This is a genomic window from Marinobacter sp. F3R08 (assembly GCF_018860425.1).
Classification (GTDB): Bacteria; Pseudomonadota; Gammaproteobacteria; order Pseudomonadales; family Oleiphilaceae; genus Marinobacter.
Genome location: NZ_JAHKPI010000015.1, coordinates 487866 through 506051, shown reverse-complemented (window position 1 = coordinate 506051; position 18186 = coordinate 487866). Strand labels below are relative to the sequence as shown.

Annotated in this window: 12 protein-coding genes; 4 read left to right on the top strand and 8 right to left on the bottom strand. The window is 55.7% G+C overall.

The features are described 5' to 3' along the window. The first annotated feature begins 5 nt into the window (after positions 1–5). Entirely contained in the window at positions 6–1031 is a 1026-nt protein-coding gene (locus KO499_RS11365) for an NADP-dependent oxidoreductase (RefSeq protein ID WP_215983847.1), read from the top strand. 31 nt (positions 1032–1062) lie between these two features. Here the strand turns inward: KO499_RS11365 and KO499_RS11360 are convergent, their stop codons facing one another. The 5 genes from KO499_RS11360 to KO499_RS11340 form a co-directional block, all read right to left on the bottom strand. Beyond that, the gene (locus KO499_RS11360) at positions 1063–2031 is read right to left on the bottom strand and encodes an NAD(P)H-quinone oxidoreductase (RefSeq protein WP_215983846.1); all 969 of its coding nucleotides are present in this window, start codon (positions 2029–2031) and stop codon (positions 1063–1065) included. A gap of 101 nt (positions 2032–2132) precedes the next feature. After that, positions 2133–3872, bottom strand: coding sequence for a sugar phosphorylase (locus tag KO499_RS11355; RefSeq protein WP_215983845.1), 1740 nt, complete (start codon positions 3870–3872; stop codon positions 2133–2135). Beyond that, entirely contained in the window at positions 3869–5092 is a 1224-nt protein-coding gene (locus KO499_RS11350) for a glycosyl transferase (protein WP_215983844.1), read from the bottom strand. Before KO499_RS11350 ends, KO499_RS11355 begins: the two co-directional genes overlap by 4 nt. A 14-nt stretch (positions 5093–5106) precedes the next feature. Continuing rightward, positions 5107–5922, bottom strand: coding sequence for an HAD-IIB family hydrolase (locus KO499_RS11345; protein WP_215983843.1), 816 nt, complete (start codon positions 5920–5922; stop codon positions 5107–5109). 11 nt (positions 5923–5933) lie between these two features. Continuing rightward, positions 5934–6872: a hypothetical protein gene (locus KO499_RS11340; protein WP_215983842.1), complete on the bottom strand. Its 939-nt coding sequence runs from the start codon at positions 6870–6872 to the stop codon at positions 5934–5936. Positions 6873–6948: 76 nt separating this feature from the next. Here KO499_RS11340 and KO499_RS11335 point away from each other — a divergent pair, with 76 nt between their 5' ends. Continuing rightward, entirely contained in the window at positions 6949–8403 is a 1455-nt protein-coding gene (locus tag KO499_RS11335) for a protein adenylyltransferase SelO (RefSeq protein WP_215983841.1), read from the top strand. 83 nt (positions 8404–8486) lie between these two features. Here KO499_RS11335 and KO499_RS11330 read toward each other — a convergent pair whose 3' ends face one another. Further along, positions 8487–10001: a fumarate hydratase gene (locus KO499_RS11330; RefSeq protein ID WP_215983840.1), complete on the bottom strand. Its 1515-nt coding sequence runs from the start codon at positions 9999–10001 to the stop codon at positions 8487–8489. Positions 10002–10182: 181 nt separating this feature from the next. Between KO499_RS11330 and KO499_RS11325 the strand changes: the two genes are divergently transcribed. Both KO499_RS11325 and KO499_RS11320 read left to right on the top strand, forming a co-directional pair. Further along, a complete protein-coding gene (locus tag KO499_RS11325; protein ID WP_215983839.1) occupies positions 10183–10956 on the top strand; it encodes an enoyl-CoA hydratase in 774 nt (257 codons plus the stop codon). Between the two features lie 306 nt (positions 10957–11262). Next, positions 11263–14100 (top strand): MECDP-synthase, encoded by a 2838-nt coding sequence (locus KO499_RS11320; RefSeq protein ID WP_215983838.1) that lies wholly within the window; start codon positions 11263–11265, stop codon positions 14098–14100. A gap of 74 nt (positions 14101–14174) precedes the next feature. Here the strand turns inward: KO499_RS11320 and KO499_RS11315 are convergent, their stop codons facing one another. Continuing rightward, positions 14175–16841: a penicillin acylase family protein gene (locus KO499_RS11315; RefSeq protein WP_215983837.1), complete on the bottom strand. Its 2667-nt coding sequence runs from the start codon at positions 16839–16841 to the stop codon at positions 14175–14177. A gap of 102 nt (positions 16842–16943) precedes the next feature. Next, on the bottom strand, positions 16944–18080 hold the full coding sequence (locus KO499_RS11310) for a CaiB/BaiF CoA transferase family protein (protein WP_215983836.1): 1137 nt from the start codon (positions 18078–18080) through the stop codon (positions 16944–16946). Positions 18081–18186 lie beyond the last annotated feature (106 nt).

Genomic DNA, 18186 nt, shown 5'->3' with positions numbered 1-18186 from the left:
ATCACGTGAGTGAATACCAAAATCGAGCCGTTGTGCTCAAGCAGCGCCCACAAGGTGAAATTCAGCAGGACGATCTGGTACTCGAAAGCCGCCCGGTCCGATCCCCGGAGGAGGGTGAAGTCGTTGTTCAGGTGCTCTGGCTGTCACTGGACCCTTATATGCGCCCTCGCATGAACGACGCCAAAGGTTACATGGACCCTATCGGCATCGACGAACCCATCGTCGGCGAGAGTGTTGCCCGGGTGGTAGAGTCCCGCTCAGATGCCTTGAGGGTCGGTGATCTGGTCACCTGTTATTCAGGCTGGCAGGAGTACGTTACTTTTCCTGCCAATGCGCCGATGGTGTATAAAATCCAGCAACACGACAACGTTCCGCTCCAGGCCTTCCTTGGCGTGGCCGGAATGCCCGGCCGCACCGGCTATTGCGGTCTGATGCACGTTGGCAAACCGCAAGCGGGCGATACTGTGGTTGTTTCTGCAGCCTCCGGTCCGGTGGGAACCGTTGTTGGCCAAACGGCAAAATCAGAAGGTTGCCGCGTCGTTGGCGTTGCCGGCGGGCCGGAGAAGTGTAATTACGTGGTCAAGGAACTCGGCTTTGATGCCTGTGTTGATTACAAGGCGGGCAACCTGGAGGCAGACTTGAAAGCAGCCTGCCCTGATGGCATCGACATATACTTTGAAAACGTGGGAGGCGCGGTCACAAAAGCTGTGGCTCCGTTGCTTAACCCCGGCGCGCGGGTCCCTATCTGTGGCTATGTCTCTGCTTACAACGCTACCGATATGGCCAGTGTCGAGACCCCGTTCCACGTACTCAAAGCACTTGATCCGGTGCCCGAGCACCGCTTTTTCCTGGTAACCGAGTGGCAGGACCAGCATCAGGAAATCACCGATATCCTGGCTTCTCGGGTTGCTTCCGGTGAATTGAAATACCGGGAAACCGTTGCCGAAGGCCTGGAAAACGCCGTTGATGCCTTCAAAGGCATGCTCAAAGGCAAAAACTTCGGCAAGCAACTGGTTCACATCGCTGATTGATTGACTGAACGAGGTGCGATGGATCCTGTGATCAGGCCGAGATGTTCAGGAGAACTTTTCCAATGTTCCTGTTCTCGGCCACATAGGCCATCGCCTCTTCCGCATCCCCGATCGACCACTTGCTATCAATCAGAGGCTCGATCTGGCCAGCAGCCAGCAGTGGCCAGACATGCCGGTAGAGCGCCTGCATCATCGCTCCTTTGTCCTCAACAGTACGGGAACGCAGAGTAGACCCGATCAGGCGCTGCCGTTTGATCAGCATGGTGCCCAGATCTACCTCGGCCATCCGCCCCCCCATCAGCCCGATCAGCACGATCCGGCCATCAACATTCAGAACCCGCTGATCTTCTGCAATATAGCTGCCCCCTACCGGGTCCAGCACCATATCGACGCCACCCCAGGAGGTGACGGCATCCACAAAGGATCCCTCATTACGGTTCCAGACGCCACTGGCCCCGAGCTTCCGGCAAATCTCCAGTTTGGTGTCATTGCCAGCAGTTGCAAAGACCGGGTTACCAAAAGCGGTAGCCAGCTGGATCACAGCGGTCCCAAGACCACTGGCGCCCGCATGCAGAAGCACACGCTCCCCAGGCTTCAGCACGGCTTCGTGGTAGAGGTTGAGCCAGGCTGTGGCAAAAACCTCCGGAATCGCCGCCGCTTTTTCAAGAGAGAAGCCCTTGGGTACCGGTAACACCTGCACCGCCGGCACCACGACCCGGGTTGCGTACCCGCCACCCGTCAGCAAGGCACACACCTCGTCGCCAGGCTTGAAATGGGTAACGCCTGATCCAACCGAGGCAATCCGGCCACTGACCTCAAGCCCGAGGATGTCTGACGCTCCCGGGGGTGGCGGATAGACACCAGCGCGCTGCATCAGATCCGCTCGATTAACAGCGCTCCAGACAACATCAATTTCAACGTGATCCGCCGCTGGCTCTCCCGGTCCTTCCCAGGAATCCCAACTGAGATTACCCCCGGCTACCTTGATTGCTTTGATCATGTGTAACGTCTCAGCCTTGCTCGTGTGGGCTCAGGATACCCTATGTTTTCCGAGCATTGCACAAATGACGTCAGGCAGCCAAGCAATGGCGTCCCGGTTGATCAGGTAGTCATGCTGAGGTTGGACAACCACACGCTCTGATAGGGTTTCAGGGTGATTGAACCGGACAAATCATCAATTGCCATTCCGGAAATCAGATCCTGCCAGTGGTCGGTCCCGATCAGATTAATGTCACTTAGCGCAATCTGCTGAGTTTCATCACTGATGTTATGAATGCAGAAGATTGATTGATCTCGGCGCATACTCTGACGCCAGAAGCCGAACAGCTGAAGACCGAGATGCAGGGTGAACTGAGTAGCATTGGGATGAAATGCTGGCTGCTGTCGGCGAATAGCAATCAGACGCTTGAGCTCGTTGAACGCTTCACTGTGATGGCTCAGAGGGTCCGCCAGCTTCTTCTCCAGATCATCCAACTGCCACTGACTGCGATTGATGGACCGCAGCCGGCCGGTGTGCTCCACCCGCTCCAGATCATTTTCCGTCGCCAGCAGACTGTGGATATAGAAGGCAGGTATACCTTCAAGTGCCAGCATCACTGTGTGGGCGCAAATAAAACGCTGCACTTGCCAGTGATCCCGCCCCGATTCGGCCGTACCCTGTAGCGCATCGTAAAGGGCAATATTGATTTCATAGGGCTGATCCCGGCCATCCGGTGTCCGTCGATACGACACTTTCCCACCAAAAGAGTCCATGGTATTGATCAGCCGCTGCTTTTCTTCATCGCTCAGCAAACCGTCGGTCGGTCGCATGCCGATACCGTCATGGGAAGCAATAAAGTTCAGATACGTGGTGCCCATCTGCGCCGGCGGCATACTCATCAGCCAGGTTTTCAGGTGCCTGCAATCACCGGTCACCAGCGTATTGATCAGCAGGGGCGGCAGAGAAAAGTTATAAATGACATGGGCTTCGTTGGCATTGCCGAAGTAGGTCAGATTCTCCCGGTTAGGCACATTGGTCTCGGTAATGACAACCGCATCAGGGCTATGGTGCTCAATCAGCAGACGCAGGATCTTGATCAGTTCGTGGGTTTGCTGAAGATGAATGCAGGGCGTGCCTGGTTCCTTCCAGAGAAAGGCAACCGCATCCAGCCGGAACAGTATGATCCCCCGCTCCAGATACTTCCGGATAATAGCTGCAAACTCGACCAGCACCTTCGGATTGGCAAAATTCAGATCTACCTGGTCTTCACTGAACGTACACCAGACGTAGCGCTCGCCGTCGTCGGTCTGTACCGGGTTCAGAAGCGGCGAGGTTCGGGGACGCACCACAGCACTCAGATCATCCCGGGGGTTGCCTTCAAAAAAGTAGTCCTTTCCAGGCTCAATCCGTTTGCGAAAATTCTCGAACCACCGGCTACGGGCCGACATGTGGTTGATGACCAGATCCGCCATCAACTTGTAGTCACCGGCGATGCGTTCAATATCCTCCCAGTTTCCGTGTGACTCATTCACCGCCAGGTAGTCCATGACCGAGAAGCCATCATCGGAGCTGTAGGGAAAAAACGGCAGTATGTGCACCGACGACACCGTATCGGACAAGCAGTCGCCCAGAAACCTGTGCAATGTCTGCAGGGGCTTTTCATCCGCACGCTGCACCGTGTCAGCATAGGTGATCAGCAGCACATCCTCTTCGTCCCAGTTGTTCCGGTGTGCCGGCGGAGGCGTCTGGTCAGGCTCCAGCCCCATGGTGGCCAGCAATTGATCCGACAGACTGTCCCAATCCAGTTCCGGATAGACAACTTCCAGCATGGAAACCAGTTTGGCTTTCAGAGGCTGGGTCATGGCCGAAACTCCTCATTGTCCAACTCTACAGCCTCCAGCAGCTGCTCTTTGATATCAGGAATGGCACTGGTGACCCGGTTCCAGCTCGGAATAAACGGCGTATCCATCGGGTTATCGAGGAAATAGGCACCGGCGCGCATCACGTTCTGGGCAAACAGCTCCACCGCTTTTTCTTCCTTGTGCCGGTCGAAGCTCAGTCCATTGATGATGGCGTCGTTCTGATAGGTTTCCACAAAATCCAGTGCAATCCGGAAATAAGTCGCCTTGAGGGTACGAAACTTCTCGTTGGAGAAAACCTCGCCATTGGTCGCCAGCTTACGAAACAGCGCCTTGGCGATGTCCATGCTCATTTTAGACAGCCCCTTACTGGCATCTTCCGGGGACAATTCCTGGTGTTTGTGATCGTAAACATCGGCAATATCAACCTGACACAGCCGGTTGGTGGCGTAATTGCGTTTCATTTCCGAAAGTACGCCGATCTCCAGTCCCCAGTCGCTGGGAATCCGTAAATCATTGATTACATCTGTGCGGAAAGAGAACTCCCCTGCCAGGGGATACCGGTAGCTGTCCAGATAGTCCAGAAAGTCATTCGGACCACAGACTTTCTTCAGAGCGCGAATGAGTGGTGTTACCAGGAGCCGGCTTACCCGCCCGTTCATTTTTCCATCGGCCACACGGGCGTAGTACCCTTTGCAGAACATGTAGTTGAAGCCTGGGTTGGCGACGGGATAGATAAGACGAGCAACGAGATCTCTTGAATAGGTGAGGATATCGCAGTCATGCAATGCGACGGACTTGCTGACCCCCGAGGCCAGAACATAGCCAAAGCAGTACCAGACATTGCGTCCCTTGCCCATTTCCGTCGGCGCCAGATTCTGCTCGCGCAGCTTGAGGTCAATCTGTCTGAGACGGGGGCCGTCGTTCCAAAGGACCTTGAAGTTCTGTGGCAATTCCGCGAAATACTCGAGGGCATGACGGTATTGCTGTTCATTGGCACGATCCAGGCCAATAACAATCTGATCCAGATACGGCACCTTGCCCAGCTCGTGGACAATATTCTTCAGGGCCGGGCCTTCCAGTTCGGAGTACAGCGATGGCAGTACCAGTGACATGGGCCGGGCCTTGCGAAAACTCATCAACTCCGCTTCCAGATCCTCCACCGGACGCCGAACAAGGTTATGAAGGGTTGTGATAATGCCATTCTGGTAAAAGTCGCCCATGGCGGCTCTCCTTTTCAGTATCCGTACTCAACCAGGATATTGAGTACGCACTCATTCCAGCCTTCTGGGCCGGGTTTGAGGGAGCGCATGGCGTGCTTTGCCGCGGGTAACTGCACCTGTTCGCTGTTTACGCCCCGGATCACCACCGGAATATCCACCGATTCCAGCATTTGCTGATCGTTGGGGCTGTCACCCAGGGCAATAGCGACCAATGGCTCATCGCCATCCTGCTCCCGATATTGCTCTCTGTATTTATTTAGCAAGAACCGGGCCCCATCGGCCTTATCAAAAACACCCATTGCATGAAGAAACCTCCCACCGGCCACCAACCGCAACTTCTCCTCAGCGAGAGCCGTCTCGAATATCTCCAGCTCGTCATCCGTTCCCTGCCATATCAGCGGCTCGGTTCCATGCCGCTCCTTCGCACGTCCAGCGGCCGCTATCGTCAGGCCGGTTTCCTCTGCCAACGCTTGCGCCGACATGTCAGCAAACCCCCAGAATCGCGCACCCTTTTGCCGTTGATCTTCAAGTACCTCGAGAACCCGCTCACGGGTTGCACCAAAATTCACCACTTCGTCAGTTGCATTGCCAAAGGCGCCCACTGGAATGACCACCGCTGCACCGTTTTCGACGATAAACGGATCGGTATTCCCAAGCTCCTCCCGCAGTGCCCTGATTTCCGGCAAGGTTTTACTGGAGTTAAGAACCAGCGGAATACCCGCAGCTCTCAGCTTTGCCAGAGCCGGAGCCGCCGCCTGCCAGCAGTAATCATCGTGATCAAGCAAAGTACCATCGAGATCAGAAAAGATGAGTAAATGAGGCCTTGTCATGCGGGTCTCCGTTATTCAGCGCGAAACGTCGGCAAGCCCAGGGAGTGATTCTCGGCCACCTCGATAAGGACATCCGCCCTGCCCGGCATTTCGGCCAAGCAGGCCCGGGTCACACGCTCGTAGTGCATAACGAAGCGGGTAATGTCGTCATCCGACATAATGCGCAAATTCTGTGCATTACTGTTGGCCTCGCTCTTTTTTGGTGCACCCATGGTTTTCTGGGCCAATTTCTGCTCTTGCAGACGGCGCCACTCCAGAACGCATTCCATAGAGGGAGCCTTCAGCATGACCAGGCAATCAGTCTCACCAAAAAATGGGCGATACTCGCCTTTCAGCTGCTCATTTACATAAGTGCGCCAGATCCTCTGTGGGTCCTCCTCTGCTTCCAGGCGGTTCAACGGCTCATCAAGCGCGTCATCTCTCTCTGGCAGCGCGCCCAGGCACCAACCCTCCACAAGGATTATTTCGGCGCGGCCACTGAACGCAGGCCAGGCTTCCGATGGAACCCGGTCATCCCTTGATTTGTCGAAGGACGGAATTGGCGTTGTGCCCCCCGGACCAGCACTTCGCAAACGGTGCAGAACCTGTTGTCCGAGCGCTACATCATGAGTACCCGGTACACCGCGGGTTCTGAACAACGGATGTACCCGCTCGGCAAGGTCCTGGCGTTCAGCTCTGGTAAGGTAGATATCATCGAGGGAAAAGTTGGCCGTAGAACGGTTACGGTGTCGAGCCAGGATTTCCCGCAAGAACAGGGTAAGTGTCGATTTCCCCGTCCCCTGGGCCCCGTGAATGCCAATCACAACCGGCCGCTTTTCCGTATCATGGAGAGCACAGATCCGGTCTGCCAGCGGCACTATGGTCTGTTCTACCGTTTCGGCGTAGGTATCGGGCAGCCCCTCCTGTTGAATCAGGGCTCTGACGGTTTGTTCTAACAAGGGATCAGACACGTTGGATTTCCGGTTTTAACAGATGATTGATGAGAAACAGCAGCAGAATTCATACCAATGGGAGTATAGGCGTTTTATGAGCAGCAACGAGTTTCGAGTAGAGCATCGTTACCTGGAGCTCCCGGACAGTTTCTATACCCGGGTTCAGCCCTCGCCTCTGAAAGATGCAAACATGGTGTGCTTTAACCACAAGCTGGCTGAACAGATGGGCTTTCACGCCGGTGATGAGTCAAACTGGATCGGTGTGGGCGCAGGATCCGAGCTACTCGAGGGCATGGACCCGGTCGCCATGAAATACACCGGCCATCAGTTCGGCGTCTACAACCCGGAGCTGGGCGACGGCCGGGGCCTGCTGCTATGGGAAACCGTCGGGCCGGACGGCCGCCGCTGGGACTGGCACCTCAAAGGCGCCGGCATGACCCCCTATTCCCGTTTCGGCGATGGTCGGGCCGTGCTTCGCTCCACCATTCGCGAATACCTCTGCAGTGAAGCCATGCATGGTCTCGGAATTCCCACCACCCGGGCGCTGTTCATGGTAAGCGCCAAAGATCCGGTACGCAGGGAATCCATTGAGACCGCAGCGGCACTCGTGCGGGTGGCCCAGAGTCATATCCGCTTCGGTCACTTTGAATTCGCCGCTCACCACGAAGGCCCGGAAACGGTCAAAACGCTGATCGAGCACGTCATTGCGCTGCACTTCCCTCATCTGATTGGCCTGCCGGACGACGAGCGCTATACCCGCTGGTTTGAAGAAGTGGTGGAACACACCGCCCGGATGATCGCCGACTGGCAAGCGGTGGGTTTCTGTCATGGCGTGATGAACAGCGACAACATGTCGATCATCGGCGACACCTTCGATTACGGTCCCTTCGCGTTCCTTGATGATTTCGATGCCGGTTACATCTGCAACCACACCGACCAGAGTGGACGCTACGCCTACAACCGCCAGCCTCAAATGGGCTTTGAGAACTGCCGGTTTCTCGCTACCGCCCTGTTGCCCGTGATGGAGGAGGACGGCGTACGCCGTGCTCTGCGCCGCTATGAGGTGACCTACAACGAACGGTTTTTGCAGAACATGCGCGACAAGCTGGGCCTCGCCAACGAGGACTCGGACGACCTGAACCTGATCATGGACACCTTCAGCATGCTGCATGAGCACCAGGTGGACTTCACCGCCTTTTTCCGGTCCTTGTCCAGGCTCCATAGCAAGGGCTACGGCCCTGTACGGGATCTTTTTGTGGATCGCAGCGTGGCAGATCAGTGGCTGGAGCGTTACGAGGAGCGACTTCTGAATGAATCCCGCGCCCACGATGAGCGGGAGTACGCGATGTGTAAGGTGAACCCAAAGTACGTGCTGAGAAACTACCTGGCCCAACAGGTTATCCAGGAAGCTCAGAACGGGGACTACGAGCCCATGAAATCGCTGCTCAAAGTTCTGGAACGGCCATACGATGAGCAGCCGGAAGACGAAGCCTATGCTGCTTTACCACCCGATTGGGGCAAGCACCTGAATATCAGCTGTTCCAGCTGACAGAGAGCGAATAGCCGATCATAAAAAAGGGTCAGATGAGCATTTCATCTGACCCTTTTTCATCTCATCCGGACTTCAGGATTTCAAACTGCCTTGGCAGCGATAATCTTTTCGTGCCATTCGGCGGGTCCGGTCTGGTGCACAGAAGAGCCACGGGAATCGACGGCCACCGTCACCGGCATGTCTTCCACTTCAAACTCATAGATGGCTTCCATACCCATTTCCGGGAAGGCAACCACTTCCGCGTGCTTGATCGCTTTGGACACGAGGTAGGCTGATCCACCGACTGCCATCAGATACACCGCACCGAACTCCTTGATGGCGTCGATAGCCACCTGTCCGCGCTCCGCTTTACCGATCATACCGGTAAGGCCGGTTTTCTCGAGCATGGTGTGGGTAAACTTATCCATGCGGGTCGCTGTGGTGGGGCCGGCAGGACCAACCACTTCTTCGCGCACCGGATCAACCGGACCCACGTAATAAATGAACCTGCCCTTCAGATCTACCGGCAGCTCCTCACCTTTCTCGATCATGTCCACCATCTTTTTGTGGGCAGCATCGCGACCGGTCAGCATCTTGCCGCTCAGCAGAACGGTTTCACCCGGCTGCCAGTCCTTCACGTCTTCCGGAGTTACAGTATCCAGATTGACCCGGCGCACATTGTCGCCCACTTCCCAGGTGATCTCCGGCCAGTCATCCAGGCTCGGCGGCGTCTGCAGTGAAGGGCCGGTACCGTCCAGGGTAAAGTGAGCGTGACGGGTTGCAGCACAGTTCGGGATAATTGCCACCGGCTTGTTGGCCGCGTGGGTCGGGTAGTCCTTCACTTTCACATCCAGAACCGTGGTCAGGCCGCCGAGACCCTGGGCACCAATACCCAGCTCGTTAACCTTGTCGAACAGTTCCAGGCGAAGTTCTTCTGCCCGGCTGGAAGCACCGCGCTCTTTCAGATCATGAATATCGATCGGATCCAGCAGGGATTCCTTGGCCAGTTCCATGGCTTTTTCAGCGGTACCGCCAATGCCAATGCCCAGCATGCCCGGCGGACACCAGCCAGCGCCCATCTGAGGCACCATCTTGAGCACCCAGTCCACGACCGAATCAGAGGGGTTCAGCATCGCAAACTTGGACTTGGCCTCCGAGCCGCCGCCCTTGGCAGCAACATGCACTTCAACCGTATCACCCGGAACGATCTTGTAATGGATGATGGCCGGCGTATTGTCTTTGGTGTTCTGGCGCTTGCCGTCCGGATCGGCCAGCACGGATGCGCGCAATACGTTATCCGGATGGGTATAGGCGCGGCGAACGCCTTCATTGATCACGTCATCCAGTGGCATATCGCAGTCCCACTGAACATTCATACCAACGTTCACGAATACCGTCACAATGCCGGTGTCCTGACAGATTGGGCGATGGCCCTGCGCACACATGCGCGAGTTGATCAAAATCTGGGCCATGGCATCCTTGGCCGCCTGGGACTCTTCCCTCTGGTAGGCCTCATAGACGCCCTGGATGAAATCCTTCGGGTGGTAGTAAGAAATGAACTGCAGCGCGTCCGCTACGCTTTCAATCAGGTCGTCCTGGCGGATTACGGTGGTCATAGGCGCCTCATCAGCTTGATATCGTTATGTCGTGTCATCAAAAATCAGGAGGCGAGAGTTTACCAGAAAATCCGATATGGCGAGCGATTCGACAGCTGCGAAGGTCTTGTAAAAACCGTGAAAAGCCAAACCGGAAAAAGGTATCATCCTAATCAAACTAAAATAACATCCAGGAGACACCGTGGCTGACCTCATACTCACCGAAACCAAAGACCGGATTCTCATCGTTCGACTCAACCGGCCAGAGCGCAAGAATGCACTCACTCACGCCATGTATACCGCCCTTGGTGACGCTCTCGAACAAGCGCGGGACGATGTCGAGATCCGTTGTGTGCTGTTCGCGGGAAGCCACGAATGCTTTACCGCCGGGAACGATCTGGGCGAATTTGCCGCCGGACTGCCCGGCGAGTTCGAACAGACGCCGGTCGGCCGCTTCCTCTTACTACTTGCCAGCGCAACCAAACCCGTAGTGGCGTCGGTGAATGGTGCGGCCGTTGGTATCGGCACCACCATGCTACTGCACTGCGACCTGGTCTTCGCCGGGACTAACACCGCCTTCCAGATGCCTTTTGCCAGCCTTGGGCTATGTCCTGAAGGAGGATCCAGCCTGCTGCTGCCCTCCTGGATTGGCCGGGTGCGTGCAGCTGAACTCCTGATGCTGGGTGGAACATTCTCCGCCGACGAAGCTTTTCGTCTTGGTCTGATCAATCGCGTCTGCCAACCTGAGCAGACCGAAGCTATTGCACTCGAAGCCTGCCAGCGGTTGACAACAAAGGCTCCGGCAGCCATTCGCGCCACCAAATCGCTTCTGAACCAACCGACCATGGAAGCTCTCAGGAAAACCATGCTTGAAGAGGGATCGGTGTTTTCGAAGCGACTCAAATCCCCCGAAGCTGCCGAAGCGTTCAGGGCCTTTATGGAGAAACGTCAACCGGATTTCTCTCGCTTCGAATAATCCTCGATCACGCCACGTTTCCCCGGTTGCCGGAATTCGACAAACGGTTAACCGGCAACTATTTTTCACAATGACCGAACTCCAACCGTGCGGGGAGGATTCAATCCGTCAGAATCACACTTTTGGCTGATCAACACTTGCCATACTGTCGCTATAGTCAGAGCTACAGAAATTGGCTTACAGCGCTGGCTACAATTTCGGACAACAGTTTAAGCAGGACAGGCCACTGACAACGGGCTTACCGGATCAGACCGGCCCCGTCAGCTGCCGAACATAACGACACAACAACAGGAAAAGGTTCCACCCATGTTCAAGAAAACTCTAATAAGTCTTGCCGTGGCGTCTTCCGTTGGACTTACAGGCTGCTTTGATAGTGGCGAGACGGGGGCGAATGCTAATCCGGACTACCAGATTGAAGATACGACGATCGATACATCGATCGTCCGCCCGGTTTACGACCCCAACCCGATTTCAGTCGATCCGAAATTCCCGATCAACGCAGATCTGATTCTGTTGCTGGGCGCCACCCAGAGCGCCAATTACGATTTCACAGGACTGTCTACCGGTACGTCACCGGCGGATGACGCAGTAAATGACCTGTCAGGTTTCTCCACTTCCGGTGCCTTTACCCTTAAGTTTGACGGATCACTGAATCCAGTATCCGTTCAGGCCGGTGCAACTGTCTTTCTGTTACCGCTCAATGTGAACGACGCCATTGAAGGTCTTTCGGATGCCTTGCCCAACACCAATCCATCGGGCATTGACCAAGCGAATCCTTTCGATCTGGCTTCACTCCCCAATTTCCGCGCTGACGTGGTGAGCATTGACGGTGGAAGTAATAATGCAATCAGAATTGTCCCTCTGGAACCACTCGCGGAAGGACAAAAATACCTCGTCGTAGCAACTGACAACATTGTTGGTGCCGACGGCCAGCCTATTGAAAGGTCGGTTCAGGACGTCAACCTGGCGAATGGAGTGTTGGGTAACCCGGCCCTGGCCAACGTACAATCAATTCTTCAGGCTGCCGATGCTCTGGCGAACGGGTTCCTGGCCCAGGCGATTCCACAGGACACTCCAGCATCAGCGCTGGCGTACACGTTCACTACGAACTCCGATACAGACGTGTTGCGCGCAATGATGGCGCCAGCCGCGTTCGGTACGGCTCTCGGTCAGAAGATCGGCTTTACAGCCCAGCTGAAAGCCGTCCGGGATAATTATCCCGAACTGAATTTCTCCGAACTGACAACCAAGTTGGGTGAAATCGCGACACTGGCAGGCCAACTCGGTGCCGGACAACTTGATCCTGCAACGCTTTCAGCTCAGGAACTGGCTTCCATCACTGCACTGGCAACCATCACGCCGCTCACCGAACCGGCGGATCTGCAGGCGGCGATTGGCGCAGAAGTAGGTGATACGCTTCACATGCCTGTGCCCCGTCCTTCATTTTTTAATGCCCCAGAACCTGCGACTAACCTCGCCACAATCCAGGCACTGGCAGCAGACCCAACCAACGCCATTGCCCAGGCAGCCCAACAGGTACAAGTTTCTGAAGGGGCCATTGCTCTCCCGTATTTCCAGTCATTGCCAGGCGAAACCGGTACAGGCATTGTGACAGGCAGCTGGAGCGGCAGCACAAGTCTTGAGGCGGACCTGAATGAAAACCTGGCGCCAGGCCAGACCGTCTTCTCGTTCTTGCGGGACATCGACGGCACCCTGAACGTTAACGGTTATTTCCCGTTCCCGCAGCAGAACGCAACCACTACAGTGCCCGTGGTCGTTTTCAATCCCTCAACCGAATCTCGTCCTGCCGCATGCGTTGATGGCACGAAACCGAACGGTGTGACCATTTTCCAACACGGAATCACCGTGGATCGAAGCGTTTCAATGCTCCCGGCGATTCTGCTGGCCCAGAGTGCATGTCAGTCAGTAGTGGCTGTCGATCAGCCTCTTCATGGGTTGGCTGGCGCGACTTCAGGCACCATAGCCGGGCTTGCGCCTCTGGATGCAGAAGCGCTCATCGCAGACGTGGAAGCAGCCATTGGTGTACTCAACCCCAGCGATCCAAACCAGGCGGCCGTTATTGCGCAACTCAACGCCCTGATTTCAGCTGACTACATCGGCGAGCGTCACTTCGGCTACACCGCAAATGCCTCTCTGCAGGCGGTAGAAGCGCCTCTGACCGACATCTCATCAGGCAGCCTGTTCATCAACCCGCTGAATATGATGAACAGCCGCGACAACCTGCGTCAGGGCGTTGTTGACCTGCTGAATGTTGCCGCGTCAATCCAGACGTTTGACATCAACAAGGACTTCGCCCCAGGCGACCTGGCTGGCGTGCCAGTGAACTTTATCGGCCACTCCCTCGGAGGCATTTCAGGGACCGTTTTTGCCTCTCTGGCAAACGATCCAACTCTGAACGCAACCGTGAACGGAACCTATGCGCAGGCCGGAGCTCCACTCAGTAGCTTTACGTTCCCGACTCTCAGCTCGGTGGTTCTCCACAGCACCAGCGGCCAGGTTACTCGTCTGATCGAGAATTCGCCGGCATTCTCCGGCCAGGTTCTGGGCGGACTTGCCAATGCTGGTGTGAACCAAGGAACTTCAGACTTCGAGAGTTTCTTCTACGTGTTCCAGTCCATTGTTGATTCCGGAGACCCCGTAAACTTCGCGAAGTCCCTGGGCAACTCCACGGGTAATTTGCTTGTCTCGGAAGTTGTTGGTGACACCACCGTTCCCAACGAAGCTAACGAGAATCCGCTAAGCCCTGCCTACTCCGCACCGCTGACGGGCACAGAGCCTTTGATGGCACTGCTGGACCTTGGCGCTGGCGGCTCCAATCTCGCAGATGGTGCTGACCTGAACCTGCTGCAGGCAGGCGACACTTCAGGATCCAGCACGCCGGTTGCGGTCTTCTTCGACGGCAGCAACCCATGCTCCACAGCGAATCACAGCACCTTTATTGCCCCTCAGGCGCCCAACGATGCCTGCCCGGGTGGCTTTGCGGTGACAAGTGCCGCCTTCTCGGTCATGGTCTCTCAAACGGCCCAGGCTCTGAGCGGTCTGTCCGTACCAGCAACGCCAAGTAACATTGACGCTCTGGGAACCAGTCCAACTCTGGCCAACTCTCTGGATCAGGACCAATAATCTGCAGCGGAACCTGTAGACCCTGAAAAAAAAAGCCCCGGCATCGCCGGGGCTTTTTTGTTCTACTCCAAACGTCAGTCCGTAGAGATCACGGTTTCACCTTGCGGCAACAGATTGGCCTGGATGTCTTCTTCAGCGAAGAACAACTGGCGGTATTGCTTGTTGGCATACTGCTCACTCTGATCACTGAAGTACGGCGACATGGCGTCCGTGGATTGCGAATAACTCACCAGGCCGTAGGCCTCCGGTCCGTTGTCAGTGAACTCCAGCCCGAAATGCCAGCTAGTACCTCTGGCCATCAGCCAGCCATCGACACCGCCTGTTCCGTCCGACAGCCCGCCGGTATTATCAATTGTGGACGGTGCTATACGTGGGAAGCGGGTGTCTTCCAGGAACGGATCTGTCACAACACCGATCGCATTGAAGGCCCCATCAATATTGCCATCACCGCCATGCCAGGGAATTGGCTGCATCTGGAATACCGGCGTCCCACCTGACCCGGGAGCAACACCACCCGAAGCGCGGTAATATTGCACGTCCTCCAAAGCCGCGCTCGGCACAATGCCCTGAGACTGTAAAGCGGCCACGCCTTCTGCAAGGGCCAGAAGCATGGTATCGCTTGCAGTCCCGGCATTCTCCAGGGATGGGTCCGCAGGCGTGCCTACAGGATCTGCCGGACTGAATGGCGTGGTCAGATCCGAGTCCATATCGTTACGATAGTTGGCCATAAACACCCTGAAAATATGGGCTCCGACACTGTCGCGATTATAGAGGCCATCCCAGTTGCTCAGGGACTGGCACCAGGACGCCAGATCGACGCCATTCACCGGCGTGCTACCAATGGCATCACATCGCTGCAGCAGTTCCGGCAGGAACTGTTCTGAATACCACGCCCGATTGTTCCAGATAACGCCAATCAGCTCTTCCGCGCTGAACTTTCCATCCTGCCCAGCAGGAAGCGGCGCATCCGGGAACCCCGGATCCATCAAATTCTGGAGCATCTTGATACCCAGCCGGGTACGAGCATTGACGGGCGCCTCTTCATCACCGAACAAGGGTGAGAAACCCGTCAGGAACTCGTCCGGATTTGTGGACCAGTAGCTACTATTGGAGTTCTGGACCCAATCTGATCTCACAAGCTTTGGCTTCTGCTCATAAGGCGCCAACGGACCGCATGCAGTCTCGACCCAGTCTTCCTGCGAGAGCCTGCCATCAAGCAGTGTTACGCCCTGATCAAACAGTCCGGCGTAAGCGGCACTGCCAGCTCTTCTGAAATTCACGAGCGCGATGGCTTTTTCGGAGAGGTTCGGTACCGAGCTGCTGTCGATGTAGAACGCATTACCCTGGTCATCCGCATAGGTTGTGTTGGTCCAGAGTGTAGAACCACAGTTCTTGAACACACTCTGGAACTCCTCAAGATTGCTGGCTCGGCTCATTCCCAACCAGGTATCAAGAAGACCGCCTGTATTGGCATTTGCGTCACGATAGGTGTGAGCCACCATTGAGGCGGTATTCAGTGCACCGTTCTCGCCCCAGGCTGGTAGTTGGCTACTTACTGCATTGGCAGCAATCATCGGACCGTACTCGGAGAAATAGAAAGTCCTCTCCAGCACAATCGGGTCTGGCATCCCCATATCGACTTCGATCTGATAGGTCTCTGTGGTGATTGGTTTCTCAACTCCGTCCTTAACGTACGTCAGGTTGTCACCATCCTTGAGCACCAATTCATACCAGGTAAACCGGCGGCTGGTTGTTACCGTGTGAGACCAGGCAAGGTTCTCATTAAAATTGATCAACGGAATCGCCGTGCCCAGCAAGCCAGCGCCATGAACATTGAGATAACCTGGCACGGTCATCTGAACCTCATAGAGGCGCCGGTGCCCGGTATATGGGAAGTGCGGGTTTGCCAACAATGCACCGCGGCCCTGCTCGGTCAAGGTACTACCAATACCCCACGCGTTGCTGGCGAGCCCCATATCCGAAAAGTTGGTCTGTGACTTCGCTCCTGCTTCTGCTGTCGCGACCACACTCTTGAGGAGCTTGTTAACGTCCTCGACGTTGGCAATCGAGCTGACCGGCGCAGGAGCCGGACTTTCTCCAGGGGGAACTGCCAGGAAAACGGCGCCAGTTGCGAATAAGGCGCCGCTGGCGTACTGGCCGACAATGCGATAATGAGCCAGCAAATCCACTGGCGTTATCGGTGTGACCCAATCCTGATCAGCGCATTCTGCAGGGAAGTCAGAGGCATCGCTTTCATTGACAAAGCGATTATAACCTTCAGTAAAGCCCTCAATAAGGGCACGGCTTTCCGCAGTCAGAGTCGGGAACTCAGCCTCGGCACCAGAGTAAATTTTCTGAGCCTTGTAGCTGAAATCATTAACAATGTTGATACCAACACCAAATCCCGCATCCGGCCCCGGCCCAAAATACTTTGCCCTTTCGCTTCGGGCCTTAACGACCGCCTCAGCCAACATACAGACGTTGTCCTGCGCTTGAGCATATCCATGCCCGAATGCAGCGGATTTCAGGTCTTCAGCGATGATGTGAGGAACTCCTCCCGTGGTTCGACGGATGGTCGCCTCAAGCTGGCCATCAGCCGGGAAAAGCTTGGGGTCTACCTCAGCCTGAGAGGATTCAGACGAACTGTTACCATCGAAACAACCGGCCAGCAGAGCGCTGCCAAGCATTGCGGCCGTGAACCCGAGGGCATGACAGCCACCCGGCATTTTCCTGAGCTTCATAGTGTATTCCTTATATTTGTTCACTACGGTTCCACCGTTCCCGGTGACATGTTTAAAACTAGCAGAGCCCTCCTTTTCAACCAGATGAAACTGAATACTTATTCACTTTTTTGTCTTCTGTAGAAACTGATCGTTATCTGCCCCAAGCATTTTCCCGATGCGGAGGGTTGCCGATGGCGTTTTCTCGAACTTGATCGGAAAGCCGATCTGCGGCTGTTGGGTGCCATCTCCTCTGTCAACGCCTATCACCATATCTCTTGCCTTGAGCTGAGGGTGCTCTGCCGCTTCTGAAATAGTCAGTACCGGCTCCACACAGGCGTCCTGATCAGCAAAGATTTCCCGCCACTCGGCGAGAGGTTTTGCAGCAATGGTTTCTTTCAGAACCGCTTTCAGGTGTTGCTGATGCTCAGGATTCTGGCTCATGGCGAGGCTCGTAACATCAGAGATGCCGAGGGTATGGAACAGGCGGGAGGCGAACTGGGGTTCGAGGCTACCAACCGACAGCCAGCGGCCGTCGCGGGTTTGATAATAATCGTAGAAGGAGCCTCCATTCAGCAACCCGCGCTCCGGCTTCTGCTCCTCGCCACCGGCGAGGCAGGCTGCACCCGACATGGCGTTCAGCGCGAACGCCGCATCGGTCATGCTGATATCAACAAACTGCCCTTCTCCGGTCTGTTGCCGATGTATTACCGCAGCCAGAATACCCATAACCGCATGATGGGACCCGCCCGCAACATCAGCAATCTGGATCCCCATGGGTGGTGGACCGCTATCGGCACGGCCACAGTGACTACTGACCCCTGACAGGGCGAGGTAATTGATGTCGTGGCCTGCCCGATCCTTATAAGGGCCTGTTTGGCCGTAACCGGTGATTGCACAATAGATGAGCCTCGGATTGACCGCTTTGAGAACGTCGTAGCCAATACCAAGCCTGTCCATCACGCCCGGGCGAAACTGTTCCACCACAACGTCATATTCCCTGATCAGTTCCAGGACTATCTCCCGGCTCCCTGCCTCTTTGAGATTGAGCCCAAGCGACTTTTTGCCCCGATTCAGAAAACCATGAGCCGTACTCACGTCGCCATCGTGGGGAGGCATTACGCGGGTCAGCTCCACTCTGTCGGGCGCCTCCACACGCAACACTTCCGCCCCCATATCCGCCAGCAGCATGGTGGCGTATGGGCCAGGCAACAAGGTACTGAAATCCAGAACTTTCAGCGACGTCAGAGGACCCGACATGATGATCTCCTTTTTATTATCAGAATTGTCCGAACAGCGTTCGTTTCCTTCATGCTGCCCGGTTTTGTCATCGGGGCCAACCGCCGGTTCCGTCATTTCGATTGAC